A 10,344-nucleotide genomic window follows, 5' to 3' on the forward strand; every position below is an offset into this window, starting at 1 on the left:
GAGAAGGGGCTGGGGTGGCCGGCGCGGTCGGGCAAGCTGGTGCTGGGGCTGGCGCTCGACCGGCTGGCGCGGTTTTACGGGACGGGGTGAGGGCCGACTCGAATAAACCTTCCTCGCGTCCAAAGCTGGTTGTTGGCTATCATTGCCCTGCTATGCCTGTGGTGTGGAGGGCATAGCATGAAATGGTTCATCGCCATCTTGGTCGCAAGCACCGTGGCGCTCATTCTGGCAAGCCTGATCCTGACAAGCCGGCGAAGCCATGCGGACGGTAGCGACCGAATTTCGTCAGAGCCCATACCCGCAAGCCAGGCGTCCATTACCGTCCAAGGCTGGCGGAATAATGAGCTCCGGAAGATTTTGAGCGACTTCGGCCAGAAATATGGTTTGGATCAGGGGCTGATGACGGTCGAGACCGACGATGATGGTGTAAGCGCTGTCCGCTTCCATTCGGAAATTCCTGCCGATGTGTTTGTTTTTCTGGTCAATTATATCCACTATCCGAACGATTTCGATTTGAGCGGGCGACGCATATCGGCAATCGGAAACTCGGTTTTGGATAAGCAGTTCGGCCTTTCGGGAGAGGAATTTTCGGGGAAGGGCGTAAGATTTTATGTTCCGGCGGACGACCGGGAATATGATGAAGTTTATGCGCAGATAGATGGTGCGCGATATTTCAGAGTTTCGTTTACCGATTTGTCGTGGACCCCGGTATCCGATCCACGCATGCCCGCGGGTTAAGCGCCTCAAGGGCGATGGCAATCGCCAGCCCAAGCCTGATCTTCGCAATTGCGTTCAGATCGCCGCTCTTCCGCAAGTCCACCCGAAGCAATGATGGTTTGATTGTCGGGTGGCGGACATGCCTAGCCCAAAGTTTCGACCTGTTCCGCCAGTTCGAGCCAGCGATCTTCCGCCGCGGCCTTTTCTTCGCGCAGCGCTTCGAGCTTGGCCGTCAGCGCGGTGAAGCGGGCATGGTCGCGGGTGAAGAGGTTGCCGTCGGACAGCTCGGTTTCGATGCCGGCCATTTCCTTTTCGATCGCCTCGATCCGCGCGGGCAGCAGGTCGTAGTCGCGCTGGTCCTTGTAGCTCAGTTTCTTGCGCACCTGCGGCGGCTGTGGGGCCGCTTCGGTCGACGCCGATTTCGCCTTGGCGGCGGTCGGCTTGACGCGCTTGGCTTCCCAATCGGCGTAGCCGCCGGCGACGATGTCGACCTTGCCCGAGCCGTCGAGGCCGAGGGTGACGGTGACGGTGCGATCAAGGAAGTCGCGGTCGTGGCTGACGAGCAGGACGGTGCCGGCATAGTCCGCGATCACCTCCTGCAAGAGGTCGAGCGTTTCGAGGTCGAGGTCGTTGGTCGGTTCGTCGAGCACGAGCAGGTTCGATTCGCGGGCGAATTCGCGCGCGAGGAGCAGTCGCGAGCGTTCGCCGCCCGACAGTGCGCCGACGCTGGCCTCGACGACGCCCGGGTCGAAGAGAAACTCTTTCAGATAGCCCTGGATATGCTTCTTCACCCCGCGCACCTCGACCCAGTCGCCGCCGTCGGCGAGGATGTCGCGGACGCGCTTTTCGGGCGAGAGCAGGCTGCGCTGCTGGTCGATGACGATGCCGTCGAGCGTCGGGGCGAGGGTGATCTTGCCGCTGTCGGGCTCGATCTCGCCGGTGAGCAGTTTGAGCAGGGTCGATTTGCCCGCGCCATTGGCGCCGACGATGCCGATGCGGTCGCCGCGCTGGACGCGGAAATCGAAGTTCCTGATGATCGTGCGGTCGCCGAAGCTCTTGCTGACACCCTCGGCGACGATGACCGATTTCGAGCGGACGTCGTCGTTGGCGAGACCGAGCTTGGCGACGCCGGGGCCGCCGATCATCGCGGCGCGGGTGGCGCGCATTTCCTTGAGCTTTTCGAGCCGGCCCTGGTTGCGCTTGCGGCGCGCGGTGACGCCGCGTTCGAGCCAATGCGCCTCGAGCCGCAATTTGGAGTCGAGGCGCTGCGCGGCGCGGGCTTCCTCGGCGGCGACCGCGTCGCTCCATTCCTCGAAACCGCCGAAGCCGATTTCCTTGCGGCGGATGCTGCCGCGGTCGAGCCACAGGGTCTGGCGCGTCAGGCGGGTAAGGAAGGTGCGGTCGTGGCTGATCGCGACGAAGGCGCCGGTGTAGCGCGCGAGCCAGGATTCGAGCCAGTCGATCGCGGCGAGGTCGAGATGGTTGGTCGGTTCGTCGAGGAGCAGCACGTCGGGGTTTTGCGCCAAGGCCCGTGCCAGCGCGGCGCGGCGGCGCTCGCCGCCCGAGGCGCTGGCGGCTGTCCGGCTCATGTCGATGCCGAGCTGGTCGGCGATCGCTGCGACCTCGTGCTCGGGCGGCGCGTCGGCGCCGGCGACGGCGAAATCCATCAGCGTCGCGAAGGCACGGAAATCGGGTTCCTGTTCGAGCATCACGACATGCGTGCCGGGCACAATGACGCGCTTGCCCTTGTCGGGGTCGATCTGGCCCGCGAGCAATTTGAGCAGCGTCGTCTTGCCCGCGCCGTTGCGGCCGATCAGCGCGAGGCGGTCGCGTTCGCCGACATAGATGTCGAGGTCCTGGAACAGCCAGCCGCTGCCCTGCACAAGGCCGAGGCCTTCGTATGAAAGAATGGGAGCTGCCATGATGAACGGCGCGCTACCGAGGTGTTCAGCATCATGCAAGCGCCGTGCGGGCAAAGGCGGGAACGCGCCCACTCCGTCTGCGTTACGGGGCGGGCGTTCATCACGGCCGGGATCCGGTCACAGGAGAAGAGAATGACGAAGCATATGCTCACCGCTATGGCCAGTGGACTGGCACTGATGGCGGCAACGCCGGTTCTTGCGCAGCAGGGAGGTACGACGGTGACGACAGCGAGCGTGCAGGGGCCGATCCTGAGCTTCAGCGTCAGCGAAGAAGTGCGCTCGCGACCCGACCAGGCGACGGTGGGTGCCGGGGTGACGACGACCGCGCCGACCGCGGTCGAGGCGATGCGGCTGAACGCCGCCGCGATGGACAAGCTGATCGCCGCCGCCAAGGCGCGCGGGATCAAGGCCGAGGATATCCAGACGAGCGGCATCAACCTGTCGCCGCAATATGATTATAACAACCAGGGCCCCGGCCAGCCGCCGCGTTTCATCGGGTACCAGGTGAGCAACACGGTGCGCGCGACGACGCCGAAGATCGACGATATCGGGCCGCTGCTCGATGCGCTGGTCGCTGCGGGCGGCACCAATATCGACGGGCCGTGGTTCGGCATGAAGGACCCCGACGCGCAGCTCGTCGGCGCGCGCGGCGCGGCGATCAAGGAAGCCGAGGCCAAGGCCGCCGATTATGCGAAGCTCGCGGGCTATCGCGGCGCCGAGCTGGTGTCGATCAGCGAGGGCGGCAGCTTTGGCGGACCGCAGCCGCCGATGCCGATGGTGCGCCTGCAGGCGATGGATGCCAAGGCGACCCCGGTCGAGCCGGGGCAGGTCGCGAACACGCTGACGCTGAGTTTCCAGTATCGGCTGGTGCGGTAAAAAGCGCGTCGCCCCCGCGAAGGCGGGGGCCGCTGGCAACATGGCGCTAGGCCGATTGCGGCCCCCGCTTTCGCGGGGGCGACGGTCTAGCGCCTAATCCAGCTCCCCATCCGCCCACGGCCAGGGCCGTTCGCGGAACCATTTGGTGATGATATATTTGCGGCCCTTGCGCACCTTCATCCCGTGGTGGAGCGTGTCGTCGTTGGTGGTGCCGTCGGGGCGGACATTGTTCCAGGCGAGCAATTTTCCGGCCTCGGGCTGATGCATCTTGCCGGTGGCGAGGAAGCGCGTCGCGCCGCCCGCGGGCGGCTCGTTGAGATAGATCATCAAGGTCCAGCTGCGCTGGCCGGGGATCGCGCAATATTCTTCCCAGTCGGCGCCGCGCGGGTCGAAGAAATCGGTGTGCGCCTTGAATTCCTGGCCGACGTCGTAGCGTTGGCCCTGCAGCGGTTCGCCATAGAGAAGCGGGATGCCGGTGAGCGCGTGGAGCCGATCGTTGACCGCGCGGACCACCGGATCGCGGTGGTCGAGATCGCAGGTGGTGCTGGTCCGAAAGGCTTCATCGCCATTGGGATCGGCGATCGTCGACGGGCGGACGTCGCGGTCGATGCGCTCGATCAGCGCGGCGCAGGTGGCGGCGTCGAGGAAGTTCGACAGCATATATTGTTGCAGCTTCGGGGTCGGCGCGCGGCGGATGCCGGGGACGGCGGCGAGCCGCTCGGCGGTGCGGTCGGCGCCCGAGGTGGCCATATCGACGATCTTATCGGTCATAAGGCACTTTTAAGGGGCATATGTGACACGAACAATGCTTGACGAACCGGCACACACGCGCCTATCGCCGCGCGCTGTCGAGGCGGTTTCGCCCGGAGTGTGGCGACCATAGCTCAGTTGGTTAGAGCGCCGGTTTGTGGTACCGGAGGTCGCGGGTTCGAGCCCCGTTGGTCGCCCCATTTTCATGAACATCGCGCAGAGGCGGGATTTGGGGTGACTTGGGCGCCCTATTGGATTATTGCGCTGATACGTAATTTTCTAACGCGAGGAGTCGCGCATGTCTGCTGTCTGGGATTTCGCCGATTTCGACGATCATGAGCATGTCCACATGTTCCGCGATCGCGCCAGCGGGCTGACCGCGGTCATCGCGGTCCACTCGACCCACCTCGGCCCCGGCGCGGGCGGGGTGCGCTACTGGCATTATCCGCAGCGCAAGGCCGCGATCACCGACGCGCTGCGCCTGTCGCGCGGCATGAGCTACAAGAACGCCATGGCGGGCCTGCCGATGGGCGGCGCGAAAGGCGTGATCCTCGCCGACGAGGGTGCGGAAAAGACCCCCGCGATGCTCGCGGCTTTCGGGCGCGCGGTCGATTCGCTGGGCGGCGCTTATGTGACCGCCGAGGATGTCGGCATGTCGGTCGCCGATATCGTCGCAATTTCGCACGAGACCCAATATGTCAGCGGCCTGCCCGTCGCTGGCGACGCGGTTGGCGGCGATCCGGGGCCGCAGACTGCGCTCGGCGTCTATCTGGGCATCCTCGCCGCGATCCGGCAGGGCCTCGGTACGGACAGCGCCAAGGGCGTGCGGATCGCGATCCAGGGTGTCGGCAGCGTCGGCGGCGGCGTCGCGCGGCGGCTCGCGGCCGATGGCGCGATCCTGACGCTCGCCGACGTCAATCTGGCGCGCGCCAAGGCGCTTGCCGACGAACTGGGCGCCGAGCTCGCCGATTCGGCGGCGATCATGGAGATTGAGGCGGACGTTCTCAGCCCCAATGCGCTCGGCGCGATCCTGACCGAAGAGAGCATCGCGAAGCTTCGCGTGCCGATCGTCGCGGGCGGTGCGAACAACCAGCTGGCAACCGCGGCCGACGGCCAGCGCGTCCACGACCGCAGCATCGTCTATGCCCCCGATTATGTGATCAATGCGGGCGGCATCATCAACGTCGCGCTCGAATATCTGGGGCAGAGCAACCGCGAGGAAGTCGAGAACCGCATCCGCCAGATCCCCGGCCGGCTGGCCGACATCTGGGCCGAGAGCAAGGCGAGCGGCACCCCGGCGTCGGTGGTCGCCGACCGGATGGCGCAGAAGCTGATCGGGCGGGGGTAAGTTCAAATATCCGGACCGCCGTGCTGTGGCGCCCTGGATTGCTTCGTCGCTTCGCTCCTCGCAATGACGGGGCTTTGTAATTCTTCGTCATTGCGAGCGAAGCGAAGCAATCCAGAGCCGTCATGCATTGGTGGCAGGGCTGGCGCGCTCCGCCAATTCCGCTAAGCCCTTCCCGATGAAGCGGCATTTCTACCTCGTTTGCGGCTGGCTGTCGCTCGCGCTTGGCGCGATTGGCGCTTTTCTGCCGCTGTTGCCGACGGTGCCGTTCGTGATCCTCGCGGCCTTTTGTTTCGCGCGTTCGTCGCCGCGGCTCGAGGCGTGGCTGCTGAACCATCCGCATTTCGGGCATCATATCGTCGCGTGGCGCGAGAAGGGGGCGATCAGCCGCAAGGGCAAGATCGCCGCGAGCGTGATGTTTGCGGTGAGCATCGTGCTTGCTGCTATCTTTTCGCCCTGGCCGTGGGTGATGGCGCCGGTGATCGCCGCGGCGGTGACCGGAAGCTGGATCTGGACGCGGCCCGAGGCTTGACCTTCCGCCCGCGGCGGGCGACAGAAGCGCCGCCGGGTCGCGCCGGGCAATTCACTGGACCGATAAATCGGCCTCACCTAAAGACGACGCGAACCGATGCACGCTTACGCCAATCCCACCCGATTCCTCGCGATCGCGAAGCCGCTGACGCCGTGGCTGCTCGGCGTCGGGTTGCTGTTGCTGCTCGTCGGCGGCTGGGCGGGGCTGATGCTCGTTCCCGGCGAAGCGAAACAGGGCGAGACCGCGCGCATCCTGTACGTCCATGTGCCGTCGGCCTGGCTCGGTATGGGCGGCTGGACCAGCCTTGCGATCGCGGGCCTTGTGCAACTCGTGTGGCGCCATCCGCTTGCGGGCATCGCGGCGCGCGCGATCGCGGTGCCCGGCATGATGTTCACCGCATTGTGCCTCGCGACCGGATCGATCTGGGGCAGGCCGACGTGGGGCACCTGGTGGGAATGGGACGGGCGCATGACCTCGATGCTCGTCCTGCTGTTCCTCTATGCTGGCTTCATCGCGCTGACCAACGGCGACGAGGGGCAGAAGCAGGGCGGGACGCTGTCGCGCGGCGCCGCCATCTATGCGCTGGTCGGTGCGATCAACATCCCGATCATCAACCGCAGCGTCGTGTGGTGGAACAGCCTGCACCAGGGGCCGAGCATCACGCTGCGCGGGTCGAGCATCGACGGGGCGCTGTTGTGGCCTTTGGGATTGACTGTATTGGGTTTTTCGCTGTTATTCGGCGCCATCGTGCTGATGCGGATGCGGCGGATCATCGCCGACAACCGCGTCGCGGCGCGGCTGCGGCGGCTGGCCGACGATGAAGGGAACTGACGCGTGACCGGGGTGATCAGCGGGAGCGGCCAATGGGCTTATGTCGCGGCGGCTTATGGCCTGACCGCGCTGCTGACCGGCATCGTGCTGTGGACGAGCTGGTCCGCGATGAAAAAGGCCGAGCGGCGCAGCGACGCGCTTCGCGCCAACAATCGGCGCGGCGAAACGCCGCGCGGGGACCGCAAATGAAAGCGAAACACCAAAGACTGATCCTCGCGCTGCTGGCGCTGGGCGGCGTCGCGGGCGCGGGGGTGCTCGGCGCGAGCGCGCTGCGCGACGAGGCGGCCTATTTCCGCACCCCCGAAGAGATCGAGGCGGGAAAGGCCGTCGTCGGCGAGCCGATGCGGCTGGGCGGCATGGTCGCCGCCAACAGCATCAAGCGCCAGAGCGACGGGATCACGATCGTCTTCGTCGCCACCGACGGCAAGGCATCGATCCCGGTGCAGTTCACCGGCATCGTTCCCGACCTGTTCGCCGAAAATTCGGGCATGGTCGCCGACGGCCGGATGCGCGCCGACGGCACCTTCGTCGCCGACAAGATCCTGGCCAAGCATGACGAGAAATATATGCCGCCGCAGATGGAAGGCATGGACAAGGCCGTAGCCAAGGCGGCGGCGAAGACATGATCGCCGAACTCGGCTTGGCCTTGCTGTGGATCGCGGCGGCGCTCGCGTGCCTGTCGCTGGTCGCGGGCATCATCTTCCTGCGCGGCGGCCCGAAGGATCTCGCGTCGCTGGTGCGGCCGGCGAGCGTCGCGCAAGGGGTTTTGACCACCGCGGCCTTCGGCCTGCTGATCGCGCTGTTCGTGCGGTCGGACATGTCGGTCGAACTGGTCGCGCGCAACAGCAACAGCCTGAAACCGATGATCTTCAAGGTCGCGGGAACGTGGGGCAACCACGAAGGGTCGATGCTGTTGTGGCTGATGATCCTGTCGCTGTCGGGGGCGTTGATCGCGATCTTCGAGCGGCGGCTGCGCGAGGATACGCTGGTCGCGACGCTGGCGGCGCAGGCGGCGCTGAGCCTTGGTTTCTTTGCCTTCCTGATCTTTTCGTCGAACCCGTTCAACCGCCTGCCGGTGGCGCCGCCCGATGGGCAGGGGCTCAACCCGCTGCTGCAGGACATCGGTTTGGCGTTCCATCCGCCGACGCTCTACGTCGGTTATGTCGGGCTGTCGGTGGCGTTCAGCTTCGCGGTCGGCGCGCTGATCACGCGCGAGATCGGCCCGGCCTTTGCCCGCGCGATGCGGCCATGGGTGCTGGGTAGCTGGATCTTCCTGACGCTCGGCATCACCGCGGGCAGCTATTGGGCGTACTACGAACTCGGCTGGGGCGGCTGGTGGTTCTGGGACCCGGTCGAGAATGTTTCGCTCATCCCCTGGCTTGCGGGCGCGGCGCTGCTCCATTCGGTCGCGGTGACCGCGACGCGCAACGCGCTGCGCGCGTGGACGGTGATGCTGGCGGTGATCGGCTTTTCGATGTCGATGGTCGGCACTTTCATCGTCCGGTCGGGCCTGCTCACCAGCGTCCACAGCTTTGCCGTCGATCCCGAGCGCGGGACCTTCCTGCTCGCGCTGATGGCGATCTATATCGGCGGCGCGCTGACCCTGTTCGCGCTGCGCGCCGGGACGGTCGCCGAGGGCAAGAAATTCGCGCTGCTCAGCCGCGAAGGTTCGCTGGTCATCAACAATCTGCTGCTGACGACGATCCTCGCGCTCGTGCTGCTCGGTACGCTCTATCCGATCGTCGCCGAGGCGATGGGCGAGAAGATTTCGGTCGGTCCGCCCTATTATAACAAGGTCGCGGGGCCGCTGGCGCTGATCCTGTGCCTCGTCATGGTCGCCGGACCGCTGCTCGCCTGGCGCAAGGACGACGGACGCAAGCTGCGTTCGCGCCTGCCGATCGCGGCGCTGGCGGGGGCGATCGTGCTGGTGCTGCTGGTGATCTTTGGCGGCCATGTCGGCATCCTGCCGCTGCTCGGCATGGCGGTCGCGGGCGTGGTCGCGGTGGCGAGCCTTGCGCCGCTATGGGGCCGCAACCTGCGCCGCACGCCGCTGCCGACCTGGGGCATGGTGATCGCGCATTTCGGCGTCGCGGTGTGCCTCGCCGGCATGGGTGCAGAGAGCGCCTTCATCAAGGAAAAGCTGGTCGCCGCGGCGCCCGGCGAGACGGTGCGCGTCGGTGATTTCGACGTGCTGTTCAAGGGCGTGAAGCCGATTGCGGGACCCAATTATACCGCGATCGAAGGCACTTTGGTCGCGATGTCGGGCGGCAAGTCGCATGTGATGAAGCCCGAATCGCGGATGTTCCCGGGGCTGATGGGCACCGCGCCGACCGAAACCAACGAAGCCGCGCTGCTGACGCGGCCGGGCGGGCAGCTTTATGTCGTGCTGGGCCAGCCGGTACAGGGCGCCGACGGACGCGCCGACCGGTACCAGCTGCGGCTGTGGTGGAAGCCGCTGGTGTGGTGGATCTGGCTGGGCGGCGGGCTGATCGCGTTCGGCGCGGCGCTGTCGATGCTGGGGCGTGCGCAATTGCTCGCGCTGTGGCGTGCGCGGCGCGCGCGCAAGGAAGAAGGTCGCTGGAAATGAAGTCGCGTTGGGTCCTGTTCGTGCCGCTGGCGATCATGGGATTGCTGTTCGGCGCCTTCATCTATCGGCTGACCGTGCCCGGCGAGACATTGATCCAGTCGCAATGGATCAACAAGCCGATGCCGCTGTTCGACCTGCCGCCCGCGACCGCCGGGGTTGCGGGGCTGAAGAGCAGCCAGCTCGCCGACGGCAAGCCGCGGCTGGTCAATGTCTTTGCGAGCTGGTGCATCCCGTGCCGCGCCGAGGCGCCGCAGCTCGAGGCGCTGAAGGCCGCGGGGGTGCCGATCGACGGGATCGCGATCCGCGACCGGCCCGAGGATGTCGCGCAGTTTCTGAACGAGGTCGGCAACCCGTTCGACCGCATCGGATCGGACATGCAGTCGAGCGTCCAGATCGCGCTCGGATCGTCGGGGGTGCCCGAAACCTTCCTGATCGACGGCAAGGGCATCATCCGCGAGCAGATCCAGGGCGTGATCCTGCAGGAGCAGGTCCCCGAGATCATCGCCAAGCTGGAGGCGATGAAGTGACGCTGCGTGGCGCCCTGATCGCGCTGCTGGCGCTCGTCGCGGCGGTGCCGGCGACGGCGCAGGACCGCCTGCCGCCGGCGCCCTATGCCTATCAGCAGCTCGCCGATCCCGCCGCGGAGGCGAAGGCGAAGGCGCTGATGGACACGCTGCGGTGCCTCGTCTGCCAGGGCCAGTCGATCGCCGACAGCGATGCGCCGCTGGCGGGCGACATGCGCAACGACGTGCGCAGCAAGATCGCGGCGGGCGAAAGCCCCGAC

The 10,344-nt window shown here is 66.2% G+C and carries 13 protein-coding genes and 1 tRNA gene; 12 read left to right on the top strand and 2 right to left on the bottom strand.

Going from position 1 to position 10,344, the window contains the following annotated elements:
- The coding region (locus B1A78_RS23180) for a DUF6456 domain-containing protein (RefSeq protein ID WP_256839185.1) at positions 1-90 on the top strand (90 nt) is incomplete at its 5' end.
- A gap of 87 nt (positions 91-177) precedes the next feature.
- A complete protein-coding gene (locus B1A78_RS17755; protein WP_077148246.1) occupies positions 178-738 on the top strand; it encodes a hypothetical protein in 561 nt (186 codons plus the stop codon).
- 122 nt (positions 739-860) lie between these two features.
- On the opposite strand, the gene B1A78_RS17760 is transcribed toward B1A78_RS17755, so the two are convergent.
- On the bottom strand, positions 861-2,639 hold the full coding sequence (locus B1A78_RS17760; RefSeq protein ID WP_077148247.1) for an ABC-F family ATP-binding cassette domain-containing protein: 1,779 nt from the start codon (positions 2,637-2,639) through the stop codon (positions 861-863).
- Between the two features lie 132 nt (positions 2,640-2,771).
- Between B1A78_RS17760 and B1A78_RS17765 the strand changes: the two genes are divergently transcribed.
- On the top strand, positions 2,772-3,515 hold the full coding sequence (locus B1A78_RS17765; RefSeq protein ID WP_179102084.1) for an SIMPL domain-containing protein: 744 nt from the start codon (positions 2,772-2,774) through the stop codon (positions 3,513-3,515).
- A gap of 93 nt (positions 3,516-3,608) precedes the next feature.
- Here the strand turns inward: B1A78_RS17765 and B1A78_RS17770 are convergent, their stop codons facing one another.
- Positions 3,609-4,286 (bottom strand): 2OG-Fe(II) oxygenase, encoded by a 678-nt coding sequence (locus B1A78_RS17770; RefSeq protein ID WP_256839178.1) that lies wholly within the window; start codon positions 4,284-4,286, stop codon positions 3,609-3,611.
- Positions 4,287-4,388: 102 nt separating this feature from the next.
- Here B1A78_RS17770 and B1A78_RS17775 point away from each other — a divergent pair.
- The 9 genes from B1A78_RS17775 to B1A78_RS17815 form a co-directional block, all read left to right on the top strand.
- Positions 4,389-4,465: transfer RNA gene (locus B1A78_RS17775), tRNA-His, on the top strand.
- Positions 4,466-4,563: 98 nt separating this feature from the next.
- A complete protein-coding gene (locus B1A78_RS17780; RefSeq protein WP_077148248.1) occupies positions 4,564-5,613 on the top strand; it encodes a Glu/Leu/Phe/Val dehydrogenase in 1,050 nt (349 codons plus the stop codon).
- 175 nt (positions 5,614-5,788) lie between these two features.
- Positions 5,789-6,142 (top strand): YbaN family protein, encoded by a 354-nt coding sequence (locus B1A78_RS17785; RefSeq protein ID WP_077148249.1) that lies wholly within the window; start codon positions 5,789-5,791, stop codon positions 6,140-6,142.
- Between the two features lie 96 nt (positions 6,143-6,238).
- A complete protein-coding gene (gene ccmC / locus B1A78_RS17790; RefSeq protein WP_077148250.1) occupies positions 6,239-6,973 on the top strand; it encodes a heme ABC transporter permease CcmC in 735 nt (244 codons plus the stop codon).
- Between the two features lie 3 nt (positions 6,974-6,976).
- On the top strand, positions 6,977-7,162 hold the full coding sequence (locus tag B1A78_RS17795; protein ID WP_077148251.1) for a hypothetical protein: 186 nt from the start codon (positions 6,977-6,979) through the stop codon (positions 7,160-7,162).
- The gene (gene ccmE / locus B1A78_RS17800; RefSeq protein WP_077148252.1) at positions 7,159-7,599 is read left to right on the top strand and encodes a cytochrome c maturation protein CcmE; all 441 of its coding nucleotides are present in this window, start codon (positions 7,159-7,161) and stop codon (positions 7,597-7,599) included. The genes B1A78_RS17795 and ccmE overlap by 4 nt, the downstream gene beginning before the upstream one ends.
- Positions 7,596-9,560 carry a heme lyase CcmF/NrfE family subunit gene (locus tag B1A78_RS17805; RefSeq protein ID WP_077148253.1) on the top strand — a complete coding sequence of 655 codons (1,965 nt, stop codon included), beginning with the start codon at positions 7,596-7,598 and terminating at the stop codon, positions 9,558-9,560. The genes ccmE and B1A78_RS17805 overlap by 4 nt, the downstream gene beginning before the upstream one ends.
- Positions 9,557-10,087 (top strand): DsbE family thiol:disulfide interchange protein, encoded by a 531-nt coding sequence (locus B1A78_RS17810; RefSeq protein WP_077148254.1) that lies wholly within the window; start codon positions 9,557-9,559, stop codon positions 10,085-10,087. The genes B1A78_RS17805 and B1A78_RS17810 overlap by 4 nt, the downstream gene beginning before the upstream one ends.
- Positions 10,084-10,344, top strand: a 261-nt coding sequence (locus B1A78_RS17815; protein ID WP_372236901.1) for a cytochrome c-type biogenesis protein CcmH, incomplete at its 3' end; no start/stop codon positions are given. The genes B1A78_RS17810 and B1A78_RS17815, both read left to right, overlap by 4 nt.

This window comes from Sphingopyxis sp. KK2, assembly GCF_001990265.1.
Taxonomy (GTDB): Bacteria; Pseudomonadota; Alphaproteobacteria; order Sphingomonadales; family Sphingomonadaceae; genus Sphingopyxis.